Annotated in this window: 22 protein-coding genes; 18 read left to right on the forward strand and 4 right to left on the reverse strand. The window is 60.5% G+C overall.

Annotated elements, in window-relative coordinates:
* Positions 1 to 113: 113 nt before the first annotated feature.
* The 14 genes from fabF to JH25_RS05845 all read left to right on the forward strand — a co-directional run bounded on the left by fabF (position 114) and on the right by JH25_RS05845 (position 13,625).
* Positions 114 to 1,358 carry a beta-ketoacyl-ACP synthase II gene (gene fabF / locus JH25_RS05910; RefSeq protein ID WP_005790527.1) on the forward strand — a complete coding sequence of 415 codons (1,245 nt, stop codon included), beginning with the start codon at positions 114 to 116 and terminating at the stop codon, positions 1,356 to 1,358.
* Complete coding sequence (gene pabC / locus JH25_RS05905; protein ID WP_032879862.1) at positions 1,358 to 2,173, forward strand: aminodeoxychorismate lyase; 816 nt, start codon at positions 1,358 to 1,360, stop codon at positions 2,171 to 2,173. Before fabF ends, pabC begins: the two co-directional genes overlap by 1 nt.
* A gap of 1 nt (position 2,174) precedes the next feature.
* Positions 2,175 to 3,296, forward strand: a complete 1,122-nt coding sequence (gene mltG, locus JH25_RS05900; RefSeq protein ID WP_032879863.1) for an endolytic transglycosylase MltG — start codon at positions 2,175 to 2,177, stop codon at positions 3,294 to 3,296.
* Between the two features lie 19 nt (positions 3,297 to 3,315).
* On the forward strand, positions 3,316 to 3,948 hold the full coding sequence (gene tmk, locus JH25_RS05895; RefSeq protein ID WP_032879864.1) for a dTMP kinase: 633 nt from the start codon (positions 3,316 to 3,318) through the stop codon (positions 3,946 to 3,948).
* Positions 3,941 to 4,930, forward strand: a complete 990-nt coding sequence (locus tag JH25_RS05890) for a DNA polymerase III subunit delta' (RefSeq protein ID WP_032879865.1) — start codon at positions 3,941 to 3,943, stop codon at positions 4,928 to 4,930. Before tmk ends, JH25_RS05890 begins: the two co-directional genes overlap by 8 nt.
* Before the next feature lie 63 nt (positions 4,931 to 4,993).
* Complete coding sequence (locus JH25_RS05885; RefSeq protein ID WP_032879866.1) at positions 4,994 to 5,779, forward strand: TatD family hydrolase; 786 nt, start codon at positions 4,994 to 4,996, stop codon at positions 5,777 to 5,779.
* A gap of 443 nt (positions 5,780 to 6,222) precedes the next feature.
* Complete coding sequence (locus JH25_RS05880) at positions 6,223 to 6,888, forward strand: TetR/AcrR family transcriptional regulator (RefSeq protein WP_032879867.1); 666 nt, start codon at positions 6,223 to 6,225, stop codon at positions 6,886 to 6,888.
* 138 nt (positions 6,889 to 7,026) lie between these two features.
* On the forward strand, positions 7,027 to 7,995 hold the full coding sequence (locus JH25_RS05875; protein ID WP_005790516.1) for a GTP 3',8-cyclase MoaA: 969 nt from the start codon (positions 7,027 to 7,029) through the stop codon (positions 7,993 to 7,995).
* A 99-nt stretch (positions 7,996 to 8,094) separates the two neighbouring features.
* The gene (locus JH25_RS05870; RefSeq protein ID WP_005790515.1) at positions 8,095 to 8,700 is read left to right on the forward strand and encodes a DUF4823 domain-containing protein; all 606 of its coding nucleotides are present in this window, start codon (positions 8,095 to 8,097) and stop codon (positions 8,698 to 8,700) included.
* Positions 8,701 to 8,717: 17 nt separating this feature from the next.
* A complete protein-coding gene (locus JH25_RS05865; protein ID WP_032879868.1) occupies positions 8,718 to 9,278 on the forward strand; it encodes a DUF1285 domain-containing protein in 561 nt (186 codons plus the stop codon).
* A 70-nt stretch (positions 9,279 to 9,348) separates the two neighbouring features.
* Positions 9,349 to 10,062, forward strand: coding sequence for a GntR family transcriptional regulator (locus tag JH25_RS05860; protein ID WP_005790512.1), 714 nt, complete (start codon positions 9,349 to 9,351; stop codon positions 10,060 to 10,062).
* Positions 10,059 to 11,060 (forward strand): ADP-ribosylglycohydrolase family protein, encoded by a 1,002-nt coding sequence (locus JH25_RS05855; protein ID WP_005790510.1) that lies wholly within the window; start codon positions 10,059 to 10,061, stop codon positions 11,058 to 11,060. Before JH25_RS05860 ends, JH25_RS05855 begins: the two co-directional genes overlap by 4 nt.
* A gap of 188 nt (positions 11,061 to 11,248) precedes the next feature.
* Positions 11,249 to 12,715 carry a purine-cytosine permease family protein gene (locus tag JH25_RS05850; protein WP_032879870.1) on the forward strand — a complete coding sequence of 489 codons (1,467 nt, stop codon included), beginning with the start codon at positions 11,249 to 11,251 and terminating at the stop codon, positions 12,713 to 12,715.
* Positions 12,708 to 13,625: a PfkB family carbohydrate kinase gene (locus JH25_RS05845; protein ID WP_032879871.1), complete on the forward strand. Its 918-nt coding sequence runs from the start codon at positions 12,708 to 12,710 to the stop codon at positions 13,623 to 13,625. Before JH25_RS05850 ends, JH25_RS05845 begins: the two co-directional genes overlap by 8 nt.
* Positions 13,626 to 13,741: 116 nt before the next feature.
* On the opposite strand, the gene JH25_RS05840 is transcribed toward JH25_RS05845, so the two are convergent.
* From JH25_RS05840 to JH25_RS05825, 4 genes are all read right to left on the reverse strand, one after another.
* Positions 13,742 to 14,122 (reverse strand): hypothetical protein, encoded by a 381-nt coding sequence (locus JH25_RS05840; RefSeq protein WP_032879873.1) that lies wholly within the window; start codon positions 14,120 to 14,122, stop codon positions 13,742 to 13,744.
* A gap of 48 nt (positions 14,123 to 14,170) precedes the next feature.
* The gene (locus JH25_RS05835; protein WP_005790502.1) at positions 14,171 to 14,437 is read right to left on the reverse strand and encodes a hypothetical protein; all 267 of its coding nucleotides are present in this window, start codon (positions 14,435 to 14,437) and stop codon (positions 14,171 to 14,173) included.
* 51 nt (positions 14,438 to 14,488) lie between these two features.
* On the reverse strand, positions 14,489 to 14,827 hold the full coding sequence (locus tag JH25_RS05830) for a hypothetical protein (RefSeq protein WP_005790501.1): 339 nt from the start codon (positions 14,825 to 14,827) through the stop codon (positions 14,489 to 14,491).
* An 85-nt stretch (positions 14,828 to 14,912) separates the two neighbouring features.
* Entirely contained in the window at positions 14,913 to 16,109 is a 1,197-nt protein-coding gene (locus JH25_RS05825) for an MFS transporter (RefSeq protein ID WP_032881256.1), read from the reverse strand.
* Positions 16,110 to 16,298: 189 nt separating this feature from the next.
* On the opposite strand from JH25_RS05825, the gene JH25_RS05820 reads away from it, so the two are divergent.
* The 4 genes from JH25_RS05820 to JH25_RS29115 form a co-directional block, all read left to right on the forward strand.
* Positions 16,299 to 16,778, forward strand: coding sequence for a GNAT family N-acetyltransferase (locus JH25_RS05820; protein ID WP_005790497.1), 480 nt, complete (start codon positions 16,299 to 16,301; stop codon positions 16,776 to 16,778).
* A gap of 148 nt (positions 16,779 to 16,926) precedes the next feature.
* Positions 16,927 to 17,748, forward strand: a complete 822-nt coding sequence (locus JH25_RS05815) for an SDR family oxidoreductase (RefSeq protein WP_032879874.1) — start codon at positions 16,927 to 16,929, stop codon at positions 17,746 to 17,748.
* A gap of 32 nt (positions 17,749 to 17,780) precedes the next feature.
* A complete protein-coding gene (locus JH25_RS05810; protein ID WP_032879876.1) occupies positions 17,781 to 18,761 on the forward strand; it encodes a substrate-binding domain-containing protein in 981 nt (326 codons plus the stop codon).
* The coding region (locus tag JH25_RS29115) for an ATP-binding cassette domain-containing protein (protein WP_236648065.1) at positions 18,758 to 19,162 on the forward strand (405 nt) is incomplete at its 3' end. The genes JH25_RS05810 and JH25_RS29115, both read left to right, overlap by 4 nt.

Consider the following 19,162-nt stretch of genomic DNA (forward strand, 5'->3'; position numbering starts at 1 on the left):
GCTTGCTGTCAGGGAAAAACCGCACTGCTGTAACGGCGTGCGGTTTTTTCTTTAGGCGGTGATGAAAAGTAAGCTGCGAATCGAAGTGTCGTCATTAGAAAAAGGAGAGTGCTGTGTCGCGTAGACGCGTCGTAGTCACCGGTATGGGTATGTTGTCGCCACTGGGTACGGATGTGCCGAGCAGTTGGCAGGGCATTCTGGCTGGCCGCAGTGGTATTGGTCTGATCGAACACACGGACCTTTCTGCCTATTCCACCCGTTTTGGCGGCTCGGTAAAGGGCTTCAATGTCGAGGAATATCTCTCGATCAAAGAATCCCGCAAGCTCGACCTGTTCATTCAATACGGCTTGGCAGCCGGTTTTCAGGCAGTGCGTAACGCTGGCCTGGAAGTCACCGACGCCAACCGTGACCGCATCGGCGTGGCCATGGGTTCGGGGATTGGCGGTTTGACCAATATCGAAGAAACCAGCCGCACGCTGCACGATTCCGGCCCGCGTCGAATTTCACCGTTCTTCGTGCCCGGCTCGATCATCAATATGATTTCCGGCTTCCTGTCCATCCACCTGGGTGCACAAGGGCCTAACTACGCCATCGCAACGGCGTGCACCACGGGCACCCACTGCATCGGCATGGCGGCGCGCAACATCGCTTATGACGAAGCGGATGTGATGATCGCCGGTGGCGCTGAAATGGCCGCCTGCGGCCTGGGCATGGGTGGCTTCGGTGCATCCCGTGCGTTGTCGACCCGCAATGACGAGCCCACCCGAGCCAGCCGTCCGTGGGACAAGGGCCGTGATGGCTTCGTGCTGTCTGACGGCGCCGGTGCCCTGGTGCTGGAAGAGTTGGAGCACGCCAAGGCGCGTGGCGCCACCATCTACGCCGAGTTGATCGGCTTTGGCATGAGCGGCGATGCCTATCACATGACGTCGCCACCGTCCGACGGTGCCGGTGCTGCGCGCTGCATCACCAATGCACTGCGCGATGCGAAGGTCAACCCTGACCAGGTGCAGTACATCAACGCCCATGGTACTTCGACGCCGACCGGCGACCTGGCGGAAGCCGAAGCCATCAAGTCGGTGTTCGGTGAACATGCCTACAAGCTGGCGGTCAGTTCCACCAAGTCCATGACCGGCCACCTGTTGGGTGCGGCGGGCGCGGTCGAGGCGATCTTCAGTGTAATGGCGATCAAGGATCAGGTCGCTCCGCCGACCATCAACCTTGATGAGCCGGACGAAGGCTGCGACCTGAACTTCGTGCCCCACGAAGCGCAACCGATGCCGATCGACGTGGTGATCTCCAACTCGTTCGGGTTTGGTGGCACCAACGGCTCCCTGGTGTTCCGCCGGTTTGCCGAGTGATGCACAGCTGGGTCGACGGTCAGCCGGCGGGCAGCGTGCCCCTGAAAGATCGTGGCCTGGCGTATGGCGATGGGATATTCGAGACCATCGCCGTCAAGGCCGGGCAGCCGTTGCTGCTCGACCGTCACCTGCAACGCCTGGAAGAGGGTTGCAGGCGCTTGGCACTGGTGGCCGATCACGGGTTGATTCGCAACGAAGTGCTTGGCTTCGCCGCTGCGCTGGGTGACGGTGTCCTTAAGTTGATCCTCACCCGTGGCGACAGCCTGCGCGGTTATGGCATCAACCCTGGCGCCCCGGTGCGTCGTATCTTGCAGGGCAGTGCGCCCGCTATTTACCCGCCCGCCCATGCAATCGAAGGCATCCGCCTGTTCCCCTGTACCACGCGCTTGGCTGAGCAGCCGCTGCTGGCCGGTCTCAAGCACCTCAACCGCCTGGAGCAAGTGATCGCCCGTGCCGAATGGCAAGATACCGAACATGCCGAAGGCCTGATGCTGGATATGTCCGGGCGGGTGATCGAAGGCGTGTTCAGCAACCTGTTCCTGGTGCGCAACGGCTTGTTACTAACCGCTGATCTGACCCGTTGCGGCGTGGCCGGGGTGATGCGCGCCGAACTGCTGGCCCAGGCACATGCGCTGGGCGTCCCGGTGGTCGTGGCCGACATCAATATTGAGCAGTTGCAGCAGGCCGATGAAGTCTTTGTCTGCAACAGCGTATATGGCATTTGGCCGGTGCGTGGATGCGCTGCGATGAGCTGGCCGGTTGGGCCGCTCACCCGTAAACTGCAGGGTATTGTTCGCGCGCTATTGGATATTTGAGTTGATACGAAAACTGGTGTTACTGCTGCAGATCAGCCTGGTCTCGGCAGCGTTGCTCGTGGGCTTTTCGGCCTGGAAACTCGACTCTGCCCTCAAGCAGCCCCTGAAGCTGCCCCAGGAGCAGTTGCTCGACGTGCCGGCTGGCGCTACCCCGACGGGTACTTTCAATCGTCTGGAAGCCGACGGTGTACTCGACGATGCATTCTGGTTACGCCTGTACTGGCGCTTCAACCTTGAAGGCCAGCCACTGCACAGCGGCGAATACCGCATGACACCCGGCCTCACTGCCGAAGGCTTGATCGGCCTGTGGCAGCGCGGCGAGGTGGTGCAATACAGCCTGACCCTGGTGGAGGGCTGGAATTTCCGCCAGGTGCGCACCGCCCTGGCCAAGCATGAAAAAATCGTTCAGACCCTTCCTGGCCTGACTGACAGCGAAGTGATGGACAAGCTCGGCCATGCGGGTGAGTTTCCGGAAGGGCGTTTCTTCCCTGACACCTACCGTTTTGTACGCGGCATGACCGATGTCGAATTCCTGAAAAAAGCCTACAACCGCCTGGACGATGTGCTCGCCCAGGAGTGGAGCAAGCGTGCCGACGATGCGCCGTACACCGACCCTTATCAGGCACTGATCATGGCGTCCCTGGTGGAAAAGGAGACCGGCGTGCCGCAAGAGCGTGGGCAGATTGCCGGTGTGTTCGTGCGCCGCATGAAGATCGGCATGATGCTGCAGACTGATCCCACCGTGATTTACGGCCTGGGTGAGCGCTACAACGGCAAGTTGACCCGCGCCCACCTCAAGGAAGCCAACCCCTACAACACCTATATGATCGCCGGCCTGCCGCCCACGCCTATTGCGATGGTCGGTCGCGAGGCGATCCATGCAGCGCTGAACCCGGTGCCGGGCAGCAGCCTGTATTTTGTCGCCCGTGGCGACGGTAGCCATATTTTCTCGGATAACCTGGATGCCCATAATGCCGCCGTGCGCGAGTTCCAGCTCAAGCGGCGTGGCGATTACCGCTCCAGCCCGGCGCCGGTGGTGAAACCGCTGGAAGATGCAACCGCACCTGCCGAGGCACCGATTGAGCCCGCGCCGGACAGTACCGCGCCGCAAAGCCCGCAATGACTCTGACTAAGGACTGCCTGTGACTGGCTTGTTTATTACCCTGGAAGGCCCGGAAGGTGCCGGTAAAAGCACGAACCGCGACTACCTGGCCGAGCGCCTGCGTGCGCAGGGCGTCGAAGTGGTGCTGACCCGCGAGCCGGGCGGTACGCCGCTGGCCGAGCGTATACGCGAAGTGCTGTTGGCCCCGGGTGATGAGCCAATGAACCCGGACACCGAGCTGCTGCTGGTATTTGCCGCCCGAGCCCAACACCTGGCCGAAGTGATTCGCCCCGCGCTGGCACGCGGCGCCGTGGTGATTTGTGATCGGTTCACGGATTCCACCTACGCCTACCAGGGCGGTGGCCGAGGCTTGTCAGTAGAGCGTATCGCCACCCTTGAAACCTTCGTACAGGGCGATGTGCGTCCGGATTTGACCCTGCTGTTCGATCTGCCCGTGGAAGTGGGCATGGCCCGCGCCAGCGCTCGCGGTCGCCTGGATCGTTTCGAACTGGAAGGCCCGGTATTTTTCGACGCGGTGCGCAGCGCTTTCCTGCAGCGCGCCAAGGCTGAGCCGGCGCGTTATCACCTGCTCGATGCGGCGCAGCCGTTGAACCAGGTGCAACAGGCCATCGATGCGCTGTTGCCGACTCTGCTGGAGCGCACTCGTGGCTGAGTCCTACCCGTGGCAGGACAGCTTGTGGCAGCAACTGGCCGGTCGTGCCCAGCACGCCCATGCCTATTTGCTGCATGGCCCCGTGGGCATCGGTAAACGTCACCTCGCCGAGCGCTTGATGGCTAGCCTGTTGTGCCAGCGCCCGGTCAATCTGCAGGCGTGTGGCGAGTGCAAATCCTGCCTGCTGCTCAAGGCTGGCAGTCACCCGGACAACTATGTGCTGGAGCCCGAGGAAGCCGACAAGGCGATCAAGGTCGACCAGGTACGCGACCTCGTCAGCTTCGTAGTGCAGACCGCGCAGATGGGCGGGCGCAAAGTGGTGCTGATCGAGCCAGTCGAGGCGATGAACATCAACGCCGCCAACGCCTTGCTCAAAAGCCTTGAAGAACCGTCCGGCGACACCGTGCTCTTGCTGGTGAGCCATCAGTCCAGCCGTTTGTTGCCGACGATTCGCAGCCGCTGCGTACAGCAGGCGTGCCCGTTGCCGAGCGAGGCCATGAGCCTGCAATGGCTGGCGCAGGCGTTGCCGGAGTGCACCGAGCAGGAACGGGTCGAGTTGTTGACCCTGGCGGCCGGTTCACCCCTGGCAGCCGTGAAGCTGCAAGCCCAGGGCGTGCGTGAGCAACGGGCACTGGTTGTGGAGGGTGTGAAGAAGCTGCTCAAGCAGGAGCTGTCCGCCACGCAACTGGCCGAAAGCGCCTGGAAGGATATTCCCCTGCTGCTGTTGTTCGACTGGTTCTGCGACTGGTCCAGCCTGATCCTGCGCTACCAACTGACCCAGGATGAAAACGGCCTTGGCCTGGCGGATATGCGCAAGGTGGTGCAATACCTCGCGCAGAAAAGTGCCCAGGACAAAGTGCTGAACATCCAGGACTGGATTCTTGCTCAGCGCCAGAAGGTACTCGGCAAGGCCAACCTCAACCGCGTGCTGTTGCTTGAGGCGCTGCTGGTGCAGTGGGTTGGCCTGCTCGGGCGCCGTTAATTTCCGGGGCCGACAGGTGTATGGTTGGCCAGACCCTTTTCGTGAATTAAGCCCTGACTTCCTATGCTCGTAGATTCCCATTGCCATCTTGATCGCCTTGACCTTGCCCAGCACGGCGGTTCCCTCGACGCCGCCCTTGAAGCTGCACGCCAGCGTGGGGTAGGGCACTTTCTGTGCATCGGCGTCAGCGCTGAAAACGCCGGCGACGTCAAAGCCCTGGCTGATCGCTACGCCGATGTGGATTGCTCGGTGGGCATCCACCCGCTGGACCTCAAACCCGGCGAAGCCCCGGCTCTGGATTGGCTATTGGGCGAACTCAACCATCCACGGGTGGTGGCCATTGGCGAAACCGGCCTGGACTACCACTACGAGCCTGAAGCCGCCGAGTTGCAGCAGGCCTCTTTCCGCCTGCACTTGCAAGCCGCCCAGCAGACCGGCAAGCCGGTGATCGTCCACACCCGGGGGGCCCGCGCCGATACCTTGACCTTGCTGCGCGAAGCCGCGCTGCCGCAGGCCGGTGTGTTGCATTGTTTTACCGAAGACTGGGACATGGCCAAGGCTGCTCTGGACCTGGGGTTCTATATTTCCCTGTCGGGTATCGTCACCTTTCGCAACGCCGACGCGCTGCGCGACGTGGCTCGCCAAGTGCCAGCCGATCGCCTGCTGGTGGAAACCGACTCGCCGTACCTGGCACCTATTCCCCATCGCGGCAGGCCAAACCTGCCTGAATATGTGCGTGACGTGGCCGATTACTTGGCGATGCTGCGCGGCGAGTCGTACGAGCGCTTCGCCGAGCAGACCACCGAAAACTTCAAACGCCTGTTTCCGTTGGCCCATGTAGCCGGATAGTACGGCTGAATCGCAGGCAAAAAAAACCCGGGTTCTGGGGGGTGAATCCGGGCTAAGACCATTAGGAGTAAAACAAGGGCACGCAGTCCGTCGGTACCCAGGTCGTCGCGTCACTTGGGGGAGATGTCGCGGCGACAGTTGAAGTATTGATCAGTATCCGATTCAGTCCAGTCAGATCTGATCGTTTTTTAAACAGATTTGGAATACGCCCGCTTAGCTTGAGTTCTCATTGAGCAGGTGGGCAGCTTCAGGGGTGCGTCTATTTCTGACTGATATCGATAAAAACGTTGGCGTATTGAAAGTTAAGTGCATCGCGGGTTCACATAGACATTGCCCAACGACCGTTCAGTCGGGATAATCCCTCGCATCGGGTAAATCGTATCGCCACGTATCTGTGGCCCTGCGCAACCCTCCCTATTCCGACCTTTGCAGACTTCTTCCTCATGCACAAAGAACCCCGTAAGGTCCGTGAGTTTCGCCGCCGTGAGCAGGAAATTCTCGACACCGCACTCAAGTTATTCCTCGAACAGGGCGAAGACAGCGTCACGGTAGAGATGATTGCGGATGCCGTGGGTATCGGCAAGGGCACCATCTACAAGCACTTCAAATCCAAGGCCGAGATCTACTTGCGCCTGATGCTCGACTACGAGCGCGACTTGAACGAGCTGCTGCACTCGGCCGATGTCGACAAGGACAAGGAAGCGCTGTCTCGCGCTTACTTCGAGTTCCGTATGCGTGACCCGCAGCGCTACCGCCTGTTCGACCGCCTGGAAGAGAAGGTGGTCAAGGGGCACCAGGTGCCGGAAATGGTCGAGGAGTTGCACAAGATCCGCGCCTCGAACTTCGAACGCCTGACCCTGCTGATCAAGGGGCGCATCAGTGAAGGCAAGCTTGAAGACGTGCCGCCGTATTTCCACTACTGCGCCGCCTGGGCCCTGGTGCATGGCGCCGTGGCGCTGTATCACTCGCCGTTCTGGAGCAATGTGCTGGAGGACCAGGAAGGTTTCTTCCAGTTCCTGATGGACATCGGCGTGCGCATGGGCAACAAGCGCAAGCACAGCACTGAACTGCCTGGCCCTGAAAAAGGTGATGAGACCCCGGCTACGTAAGTTATTCGCTGCAGTGATGGGGCAATGATTTACTGCCAGGGTATTAACCCAGGAATATACTCAGGCAAGGACCTTGCTAAAAGCTGATTTATGAGTCAGTTTTTAGTGCGCCCGAATTATCTTCTGCCGGAGTGATCCATGATCGTTGATCGTCAAGGCAGGCGTTTTCGCAATTTGCGGATCAGCCTGACCTCAGCCTGCAATTACGCGTGTACCTACTGCGTGCCTGACGGCAAGCGGCTGGTGGCTGCCCAGGACGAACTCTCGGCCGCGGCCATGGCCCGGGGCGTGGCTTACCTGATTGAAGCGGCGGGCATCGAACGCCTGCGCATCACTGGCGGCGAACCGCTGGTGAGCCCCAAGCTGGAAGCGTTCATGGACGCGGTAGGGCAGATGGGCCTCAGCGACATCAGCCTCACGACCAACGGCCAATTGCTGGCGCGCAAACTGCCGTTGCTGGTGGATGCCGGCATTCGGCGTATCAATGTCTCCCTCGATACCCTGGATGCCGATGCCTTTCGCAGCATCGCTCGTGGCGGCGACCTGGCCACCGTGCTCGATGGCATGGACCAGGCCAGCGCGGCCGGCATCAAGATCAAGGTCAACATGGTGCCATTGCGTGGCCAGAACCTGGATCAGGTGATGCCTCTGCTTGATTACTGCCTGGAGCGTGGCTACGAGTTGCGCTTTATCGAATTGATGCGCATGGGGCACCTGGCGAAAGACTCCAACGCGTTCCTCCAGCAATTTGTCAGCTTGCAGCAATTGCTCAGCCTGATCGGTGAGCGCCACGAATACCTGCAAGCCAACGCGCCCGTTGACGCTACCGCCGTACGCTACGAAGTACCGGGCAAAGGCTTCTTCGGCGTGATCGCCAACGAAAGTGTACCGTTCTGTCGTACGTGTTCGCGGTTGCGGTTGTCCTCCACGGGCTGGCTGCATGGTTGCTTGTCCTCAAGCAATCGCCACTACGTCGGTGACTTGCTTGATCAACCGCGCCACCAGGCATTGCCGGCCTTGCAGGGCTTGTTGATGAAGGCGCTGGGCGACAAGCAGGAAGTGGCGTTTTCGGGCGGCGCGACGATCATGAAGATCATTGGCGGCTAAGGTCGCGCATGCCTCAATGTGTTGTCCTTCAAGCTGGCGCAGAACCTGCATCTCACGCCCATTCGCCGGTTTTCCGTCACCGGCTTCTGGAGGATTAGGATGCGTAGTCTGGTTTTACTGCTGGCGGCGTTGGCCCTGAGTGGTTGTATGACCGTCAGCGATATGGCCGAAGGCACTCGCTATCAGATGAGCGATGCCGGGCTGCTGGACCATAGCGACACCCGGCGTACGGCCTCGGTGCGCATACAGCCGGATTCCTTTGTATTTATCGCCCAGGGCGCCTTCGTGCCGCCGGGCAGCGCGTACCCGCGACCCAACGTGGTCGCCGAGGAAGCGTTCAACGGTTTCGTCGAATATTTCCCCATGGTCCGTCGTGCCCGCCAACCCGAAGGTCTCGAGCAGGCCATGGCCGAAGCCCGCGAGGCGGGGGCTCACTACCTGCTGTATTGCCGTTTTGCGGCAGCCGATGACCGTATCGGCAATGCCGATGAGTGGACCGACCAGCAAGCTCTGGACCGCCTGGGGCTGGACAGCGGTGTGATCCAGGTCATGTTGATCGAGACCAGCACCCAGTATTTGATTGATACTGCACGTATTCGCAGTCGTGGCGGTTTACTGACGTTCCACGACACATCGCCACAAGATCTGATTGCCCGCCCCCTGGCGCAATACGCCCGAGGCTTGCTGGGCATGAGCAATCAGTAGACCTGAGGAGAAGCCCCATGACCGATTCCGCCAAGGCCAATGACCTATTGGCCCAACTGCCCAAGGGCAAGGGGCCGGCACCGGTGCATCTGTGGAATCCGGATTTTTGCGGCAACATCGACATGCGCATTGCCCGCGATGGCACCTGGTTTTACCAGGGCACGCCTATCGGGCGAAAGCCGATGGTCAAACTGTTTTCCAATATCCTGCGCCGAGACGGCGATGATTATTTCCTGGTGACGCCGGTAGAGAAAGTCGGCATCAGCGTCGATGATGCGCCATTTGTGGCGGTAACCCTGGACGTGCAAGGGCAGGGCGAAAGCCAGGTATTGCGCTTTACCACCAACGTCGACGAGCAGGTCGAGGCCGGCCTCGAACACCCCTTGCGGGTGGTGACGGACCCTGTCACCCAGGAACCTGCACCCTACGTGCGAGTTCGTACCAACCTTGAAGCCCTCGTGCATCGCAACGTGTTCTACCAATTGGTGGAGCTGGCGGTGACTCGTCCGATAAACGGTCAGAACTGGCTTGGCGTATGGAGTGCAGGGGAGTTTTTCCCCATCGGCCTGGAACCCTGAGGCTGATTTTGCCTTCACCCTGAAATAATCTCCTTGCTGTAAATGCCTGCTTTCGGTTATCAATTTGTACATGATTAGACATGTTCGATTTGATAAGAAAAAACGCGTCGTCGACGAGCTCATCCGCCGTATCGAAGGTGGGGTCATGGCCGACGGTTTGCTATTGCCAGGTGAGCACCAGTTGGCCGAGGAGTTTGCGGTCAGCCGTGGCACGCTGCGCGAAGCGCTGGCCGAGCTAAAGCGCCGTAACTATATCGCCACCCAGAGTGGCGTCGGCTCCATCGTCACCTTTGATGGCATGGTCCTCGACCAACGCAGCGGTTGGGCCCAGGCCCTGGCAGACACGGGGGCTCAGGTGAGCACCGACGTGCTGCGTTTCGAAGCGGTGACGCGCCCGGACCTGTTCAGCCGTTTCGGCACCGATCAATTTATTGCCCTGGATCGCCGCCGGAACACGGCCGATGGCGTTGCGGTGTCTCTGGAGCGTTCGTTGATGCCAGCAGTGGGCGGCCTGGAAAGCCTGCCCCGCATTGGCCTGATCGATGATTCCCTGACCATCACCCTGGCGGCCTACGGTTATGTGGGCGCCGAAGGCGACCAGTGGATCGGCGCCGAGCCCCTGAGCGATGAAGATGCTCAATTGCTCGGGCGCGCTACCGGCACGGTATTTCTCAAAGCTTCGCGCACCACCTACGACCGTCGCGAACGCTTCATGGAGCATGTCGAAAGTTTGCTCGACCCGCTGCACTTTCGCCTGCATCTGCAGTTTGGAGCCGCCAAATGACCCGGGAAGACCGCGCACTCGGTGCCTTCTACGGCTTGGCCCTGGGCGACGCCCTGGGTATGCCCACACAATCCTTGAGCCGCGAACAGGTGAAAGCGCGCTTCGGAACCATCACCGCCCTGGAAGACGCCGACGCCGACCAGCCCATTGCACCGAACATGCCCGCCGGTTCCATTACCGATGACACCGAGCAGGCCATCCTGGTCGCTGAGTTGCTGGTGCAAGGCCAAGGCCGGATCGAACCTGCCGTGCTTGCCCAGCGCCTGATCGACTGGGAAGCGGGAATGCGCGCCAAGGGTTCCCAGGACCTGCTCGGGCCGTCGACCAAACGGGCGATCGATATGATCCTGGCTGGCCATACGCCGCAAGAGTCCGGACGCTACGGCACCACCAATGGTGCGGCCATGCGCATCACCCCGGTGGGCATCGCCGCCGATGTCAGCGAGACAGCCTCGTTTATCCAGGCGGTGATCCAGGCTTGCCAGGTCACCCATAACACCAGCCTGGGTATCTCCAGTGCCGCGGCCGTGGCGGCGGTGGTCTCCGCCGGTATCAATGGCGTGGACCTGGGCGAAGCTTTGAACATCGGCATTCAGATTGCCCAGCAGGCTGAAAGCCATGGCCACTGGGTGGCCGGTGGACGCATTTCCACCCGCATCAGCTGGGCCCGCACCCTGAGTGTCGGCAGCGATGACAAGGCCCTGTTTGCCGATTTGCTCTACGAATTGATCGGGACGTCTGTTGCCTCGCAGGAGTCGGTGGTGGTGTCGTTCGCCCTGGCGCAGCAAGTCGCGTCCGGCGATATGAATGCCTTCGAAGCACTGTGCCTGGCCGCCAGCCTGGGGGGCGACACCGACACGATCGCCGCGATCCTGGGGGCCATGCTCGGCGCGTGCCTGGGGATGCAGTGCTGGCCAGAGGCGCTGATCGAGCAGGTCAAGCAGGTCAATGGCCTGGACTTGCAGCCGCTGGTCCAAGCGTTATTGGCCTTGCGATAAACACGGAACTAAATGTGGGAGCTGGCTTGCCTGCGACAGCGGTTTTCCAGTGGCTGCTGGGCTGGTTGACACACCCCAATCGCAGGCAAGCCAGCTCCCACATTAAAAAGCGTTGAGTCAGGAAGACTGGATAAAGATTCGACTCGCTGCCACAACCACAACAATACAGGCACCAGGAGCACCCCTTCATGAGCAGCACCTCTAGTGGCCAAAGCGCCGGGCAGTTGGAAACACGCGGCATCGAGCCGGTCCCGGAAGGCGAGTGCAACGGCCATCCGCTGCAACTGTTCTGGGTATGGTTTGCCGCCAATATCAGCATCCTCGGCTTGCCGCTCGGTGCGACGTTGGTCGCGTTTCGGGGCCTGGCCATCTGGCAGGCGATCATCGTCGCAATCCTTGGCGCAGCGGGTTCCTTCGCGGTAGTGGGCATCATCTCCATCGCCGGCCGTCGTGGTCGCGCGCCCAGCCTGACGTTATCCCGCGCTATCTTTGGCGTACGCGGCAATATCGGCCCGACGGTGGTCTCGCTGATGTCGCGCCTGGGTTGGGAAACCGTCAACACCACCACGGCCGCCTTTGTGTTGCTGTCCTTGTGTTCGATCCTGTTCGGTTCGGCGGTAGAGGCGAAAAGCGCCCCCGTACTCACGTTGATCTTCATCGCCATCTTTGTACTGCTGACCCTGGCGGTATCCGGCCTCGGCCACGCCACGCTGCTGGTGATCCAGAAGTGGGCCACCTATGTATTTGGCGGTTTGAATATCCTGGTGGGCGGCTTTCTGTGTGCCACTATCGACTGGAGCGCGGTGTTCAATGCCACACCTGCGCCGTTGAGCGCGATGATCATCGGCGTCGGCACCATGGCCGCCGGCACCGGCATTGGGTGGGCCAACGCCGGTGCCGATATGTCGCGCTACCAGCACCGCAGCGTCAAGGCTGTGCGCCTGGTGGCCAGCGCCGCCTTTGGCGCGGGCATCCCGCTGGTGTTGCTGATTACCCTTGGTGGCCTGCTGTCGGTGGGTAACGACGACCTGGCGTCGGCCACCGACCCCATCATCGCGATCCGCGACATGCTGCCCACCTGGATGGCGGTGCCTTACCTGATCACCGCATTCGGCGGGCTGTTGCTGTCGAACAATCTGTCGGTATATTCGGCCGGCCTTACCACCCTGACCCTGGGTCTGAAGGTCAAGCGCGTGCACGCGGTGATTGTCGATATCGTGGCGATCTTCGCCGGTTCCATCTATTTCATGCTGATCGCCGACAGCTTCTATGGCCCGTTCATCACCTTCATTTCGTTGCTGGCGGTGCCGATTACGGCGTGGGTCGGGATCTTCGTGGTCGACCTGATACACCGGCATTACTACAGCCCCAAGGACTTGCTGGATGTCAGTCCGAGCAGCGCTTACTGGTATCGCGGCGGTGTGGAGTGGCGTGCCTTCGGCGCCTGGGCCGTGGCTATCGTGCTGGGGTTCTGCTTCACCACCATCGGCACCACCGCGCAAAATATCTGGTTCGCCGGGCCGCTGTCCGACTCCTGGTTGGGCCACAACGGCCTGGGCTGGGTCGTCACCTTCCTGGTCGCAGGCGGCCTTTATGCGGTACTGGGCGGCGCGTCTGATCGTCGCCCGGCTTTGGTAGAGGGTACCCATGCCTAGATTGCTGCATACCGGCCAGGTCATTGTCGACTTGGTCATGGCCCTCGACACCCTGCCGGCAACTGGCGGTGACGTACTGGCCAAATCTGCCAGTTTCGAAGCGGGCGGTGGCTTCAACGTCATGGCGGCGGCGCGGCGCAATGGGATGTCGGTGGTCTACCTTGGGCGCCACGGCAATGGCCGGTTTGGTGACTTGGCTCGCGCCGCGATGCAGGCTGAAAAGATTGAAATGGCATTGACTGCGAGCAACGAGAAGGACACTGGTTTGTGTGTGTCCCTGACCGAGGCCACCACTGAGCGTACGTTCATTTCCCATATCGGCGCCGAAGGCGAATTGAGTGCCGAAGATTTGGCCAGGATCGTCCCGCTCGCCGATGACTACGTGTACGTCAGTGGCTACAGCCTGCTCCTTGAGGGCAAGGCGCAGCCGTTGATCGACTGGCTGCTGGCGCTGCCGCGAGAGATCGTAGTGGTGTTCGATCCTGGACCGCTGGTCAAGGCGCCGGATTCAGTCTTGATGCGTGCGTTGTTGCCACGTATCGATATCTGGACCAGCAATGGCCCGGAAGCTCTGGCGTTTACCGGTGCCCCTGAGATCGCCGCGGCGTTGCCTGAGTTGAGTCGACATCTGCCTGCGCAAACCTTGCTGGTCGTACGTGATGGGCCCAATGGTTGCTGGGTAGGGCGCACAGCTGAAATTGAACATGTACCCGGTTTCAAGGTGCAAGCGGTCGACAGCAACGGTGCGGGGGATGCGCACGCAGGGGTGTTTATTGCCGGCTTGGCGCAGGGCTTGAAACCTGTCGAGGCGGCGCGTCGAGCGAATGCTGCGGCGGCGTTGGCGGTGACACGTTGGGGGCCGGCCACATCACCTGCCACTGCCGAGGTCGATGCACTACTCAGGGAATAAACACACGTCAAAATGTGGGAGGGGGCTTGCTCCCGATAGCGGTGTATCAGCCAGCTTATCTATAGCTGGCCCACCGCAATCGGGGGCAAGCCCCCTCCCACATTTTGAATCTATGTTTAGCCTGCTTTTTTCAACGCCTGGATCAATTCATGTTTACGCATGGTCGAGCGGCCCGGAATGTTCTTGGCTCGCGCCTCCTTCATCAGGCCCTCCTTGGTTTGCGTACCCAACGAAGCCCCACTGCTGCGCGGGTGCCCCTCACGGCTAGCTGCCGCACGCTTGGCCGACTCCTGCCGGTCCTGGGATTTCTTCGCCGGCGCTTTATGCTGGCCCGAGCCGCCGGCCTTTTCACCGCCGCCGGACTGCTTGTTGACGGTGGCCCAGGCCCGGGCTTCGGCTTCTTCCTTGGACAATCCCTTGTGCTCATAACTGTCTTCGATATGAGCGGCCTTGCGTTTCTGTTCGGCGGTGTATTTGGCTTTGCTTCCACGAGGCATCGCTAAAACTCCTTCTGGCCCCGGTCGCAGGGCCAGACCAGAAATGACTTACCGAGGGCCTGCACCGTCGAGCTTGCGGGCCTCATCCACACCCGAGGCGGTGAGCTTGATCGGCAGGTTCAACGAGTATTCACCGGCGTCGTCGGTGGTCACATGCCCATCCTTGATCAGCCCGCGGTCTTGCAGAAACGCCAAGACACTGGCGACTTCTTTCTCACCGCGGTAGTTGTCCAGTACCTCCTTGCCCAAGCCCTGGGGGTGAGCGTGCAGCAGGCGGGTGAGGACTTCTTTTTCAAGGTTTCTATCGACGTTCATGTGTACCTCTTCACTGGGAAATGATCGGGTGTTTGTGTTGCCAAGGATGTATCAAGGCGCTGGCTGTTTCGGTGCACCTGGCAGATTCGAGTCGTCGCCTTTATTGATCTTCGGCTCATTGACCGAGGGGCCCATTTTGCCGTTACCGACCGCAGCCGGGGCCTGGCGCTGGGTATCATGGCCCTGGGTGTGAGGGTCGGCGCCGTTGGTGTTGTCGATGATCGCGCCGCCGTTGGTATCCAGGCCAGTGCCCATGGATTTCTGCGATTCAGTCGTCGCGTCGGGCGTCGGGTCGGTGGGGCCGGTCGACGAAGTCGCCGCAAAGGCGCTCAAGGACGCAGCGGACAGCAGGCCGGTGAGGGCGAGGGCAGCAAATTTGGAATTTTTCATGAGGGTGTCTCCATATGATTAATGTCCTTACCCTTTATTGGTCAGCCACCCTTTGCTGTTCGTGCCTTGATGGCGACGAACGGTATCAGCTCACCTGTATCACTTTATGTATCGATACTCGCCGCACGATCAGGCGCGCCACGGTGATCGACCAGTTCAGTGCCGCGATGACCAGTACGCTCAACAGCATCGTCGACAGGCCGAATTCGACAATCATTTTGCCCGCGAGCCATGGAAACCCGAAGACGCCGATAAAGTACGCCAGGCTGAACAGCAATAACGCCTGGGACATGGTGCCGCTGGGTGCTTCACTGGCCACCAGCCCATTGATCACCGAGTACGTCAGACCATACCCGACCCCCAGCGTGGCGGCAGCCACCAGATAGCTGAAGTTACCGCTCACCCCGAACGCGAATAGCGCAACCGCGCCAAACATGACGCCGGACAATACGCACGCAGCCTGATAGGCATCACGCTTGACCACAAAGCCGGCGATCAACAGCCGGCTGGTAATCGCAGCAGTCAGGAAACCTGCGAAGAACAGTGAATAATCCAGCTGATGGGCCAGCGCATAGCTGGTCTGGAATGACGACAACCCACCAAACACGCAGCCACCCAGGCCGACCATCAAAATCGCGAACGCTGCCTTGGACGTCAGCACGCGGCGGCTTGCTGTCCAAGTGATCTTCGAAGCCGGCACGTTTGCATGCTGTTTGAACTGCGCGCCCATGCGCCAGAACATCACAACCCCGGCAAGGCTGGCCAACCCGGCAATGTAGAACGCTGTCGTCAGGGGCAAGCCCAGCGCGGTGGCGGCGCGCCCCAGCAACGGGCCGGAACCGATCCCGCTCAACATGCTGCCGGACAGCAGGGCAAAATACTTGGCGCGCTGCTGGGGTTGCACCAGCAGCGTCACGATGATCGGCCCCAGGGTATAGAACACGCCCCAGCCCAAGCCCAGGGATAACCCGAACAGCATCAGGCCCTGGCCAAACCCGGGGGACAGGGCAAACCCGAGGCAGGCCACCACCAGCATCACACCCGTGCCCGCAATCGCTCGCGCTGCGCCCAGCGCATCCGCCAGGTGCCCGGAAACGACCACCGCCACAAAGGTGCTGAGCATTGCCGTGGCAATGACACTGCCGGCGTCGTGCTCGTTGCCGCCGCGTGAATGAATCAGCAGTGACAGCAAAAAGGTCGAGCCATAGGACAGCGACAATAAGAAACTGGCGAGGCAGAACAGCGCGAATGTCTTCGCGCCAACTGCAGACGTGGTGGGCATGAGCAGGACCTGAATGTTGGAATTATGCCGCTTGTTTACCATGGGCGCTCATGGGGATTGTTCTGTGATTACTGGTGCTGGCATTACTCTGGGGCGGAGTAAAAACACTTCGGTCGGCATGAAATTGCGCTGCAATCGGTCATCAAACCGCCTTAGTATGTGGGCTTTGAAATTGCCCAAGGCGCGCCCATGACCATCGAGATTCGCCCCGCCGTACCCAGCGATGCTGCGCAGATCCTGAGTTTCATCACCGAGCTTGCCGAATATGAGAAAGCCCGGCACGAAGTGATCGCCAGCGTGGTGGATATCGAGCGCAGCCTGTTCAGCGAGGGCGCTACCGCCCATGGCCTGATCTGCCTGCGCGACGGTTTGCCGATTGGTTTTGCCGTGTTCTTTTTCAGCTACTCCACCTGGCTGGGCAGCAACTGCCTGTACCTGGAAGACTTGTATATCAACCCGGAACAACGCGGCGGCGGAGCGGGCAAGAAGCTGTTGCGCCACCTGGCGAAGATCGCCTGCGATAACGGCTGTGGGCGTTTCGAGTGGAGCGTGCTGGACTGGAATGAACCAGCGATTGCCTTCTACAAATCCATCGGTGCCCAGCCTCAGGAGGAGTGGGTGCGCTATCGCATGGAAGGCGAGGCGCTGAGGGATTTTGCCCAAGGCTGACCGACATTCCAAACCGGCTATCAATGGCCGGTTTTTTTTGCTTTCGCTCACAATATGGGATGCAAATTTATATATTGAGATATTTCAAGGTCTGGGTTTATAGTCGCCTGCATCAGCACTCACTACCAAAAATAAAACAGGTGAAGCGATGCAGGCACAACCGTTGTCCCTACCTGCCGTGCCCGAGCCGACTTACGGCGAGCGGCTGAAGAACAAGGTGGTGATCATCACCGGCGCTGCGCAAGGTATTGGCGAGGCGATCGTGGCTTGCTTCCAGGCCCAGCAGGCGCGACTGGTTATTGCGGACATCCAGGCTGAAAAAGTCGAGAAAGTAGCCGCTTGTTGGCGCGAACGTGGCGCCGAGATTTGCGCACAACCTGTAGATATCACCTCCAAAGAGCAATGGCAGGCGCTGGTCAATCTCGCCATCGAGCGCTTTGGCCGGGTGGACGTACTGGTCAACTGCGCCGGGGTCAATGTGTTTCGCGACCCGCTGGAAATGACCGACGAGGATTGGCGCCGCTGTTTCGCCATCGACCTTGATGGCGCCTGGTACGGTTGCCGTGCGGTGCTGCCGCACATGATCGAGCAGGGCATCGGCAACATCATCAATATTGCCTCCACCCATTCCAGCCACATCATCCCCGGCTGCTTTCCTTATCCTGTCGCCAAGCATGGCCTGCTCGGCCTCACTCGCGCCCTGGGCATCGAATACGCGCCCAAGGGTATCCGCGTAAACGCTATCGCCCCGGGCTATATCGAAACCCAGCTTAACGTCGACTACTGGAACGGCTTCCCCGACCCCCACGCCGAACGCCAGCGCGCGTTTGACTTGCACCCGCCCAAGCGCATCGGCCAACCCATTGAGGTGGCGATGACCGCGCTGTTCCTGGCGACCGACGAGGCACCCTTTATCAACGCCACGTGCCTGATGATCGATGGCGGGCGTTCGGTGATGTACCACGACTAAATCGTTTTCCAATAACAAGAAAGAGGTGGTTCATGTTCAAGAAGACTCTTGGCGCTGTGGCGCTGGCGATGGTGTTCAGCGGCTTTGTATCGGCTGAAGAAGTGAAGATCGGCTTCCTGGTCAAGCAGGCCGAAGAGCCGTGGTTCCAGACTGAATGGGCTTTCGCCGAAAAAGCCGGTAAGGAGCATGGCTTCACCGTGATCAAGATCGCCGTGCCCGACGGCGAGAAAACCCTCTCGGCCATCGACAGCCTCGCCGCCAACGGTGCCAAGGGCTTTGTGATCTGCCCACCGGACGTGTCCCTGGGCCCGGCCATTGTCGCCAAGGCCAAGGTCAATGGCCTGAAAGTCATGGCCGTGGATGACCGCTTTGTCGATGCCAAGGGCAACTTCATGGAAGACGTGCCGTACCTGGGCATGGCCGCGTTTGAAGTGGGCCAGAAACAAGGAGCCGCCATGGCCGCCGAAGCGAAAAAACGCGGCTGGGACTGGAAGGACACTTATGCGGTGATCAACACCTTCAACGAACTCGACACCGGCAAGAAGCGCACCGACGGCTCGATCAAATCCCTGGAAGACGCCGGTATTCCCAAGGATCACATCCTCACCGCCGCGCTTAAAACCCTCGACGTACCCGGCAGCATGGACGCCACCAACTCGGCCTTGGTCAAGCTGCCGAGCGGGGCGAAGAACCTGATCATCGGCGGCATGAACGACAACACGGTACTGGGCGGCGTGCGCGCCACCGAAAGTGCCGGCTTCAAGGCGGCCAACGTCATCGGCATCGGCATCAATGGCACCGACGCCATTGGCGAATTGAAGAAAGCCGACAGCGGCTTCTTCGGTTCCATGCTGCCGAGCCCGCACATCGAGGGCTACAACACCGCGCTGATGATGTACGAGTGGGTCACCAAGGGCACAGAACCGCCCAAGTACACCGCAATGGACGAAGTCACCCTGATCACCCGCGAGAACTTCAAGGAAGAGCTGACCAAAATCGGGTTGTGGAAATGAGCGCTGCGGCCCTGCGTTTTGACGCTATCGGCAAAACCTTTCCCGGGGTCAAGGCGCTGGACGGCATCAGCTTCACCGCCCACCCCGGGCAGGTGCATGCCCTGATGGGCGAGAACGGTGCGGGCAAGTCGACGCTGCTGAAAATCCTCGGCGGCGCCTACATTCCCAGCAGCGGCAGCGTGCAGATCGGCGCGCAGGTCATGGCGTTCAAGAGCGCTGCCGACAGCATCGCCAACGGTGTCGCGGTGATCCACCAGGAACTGCACCTGGTGCCGGAAATGAGCGTGGCCGAGAACCTGTTCCTCGGGCACTTGCCGACGCGTTTGGGTGTGGTCAACCGCGGCGTGCTGCGCCAGCAGGCGCTGGCATGTCTCAAGGGCCTGGCCGATGAGATCGACCCC

The organism is Pseudomonas sp. BRG-100, from assembly GCF_000737955.1.
GTDB lineage: Bacteria > Pseudomonadota > Gammaproteobacteria > Pseudomonadales > Pseudomonadaceae > Aquipseudomonas > Aquipseudomonas synxantha_A.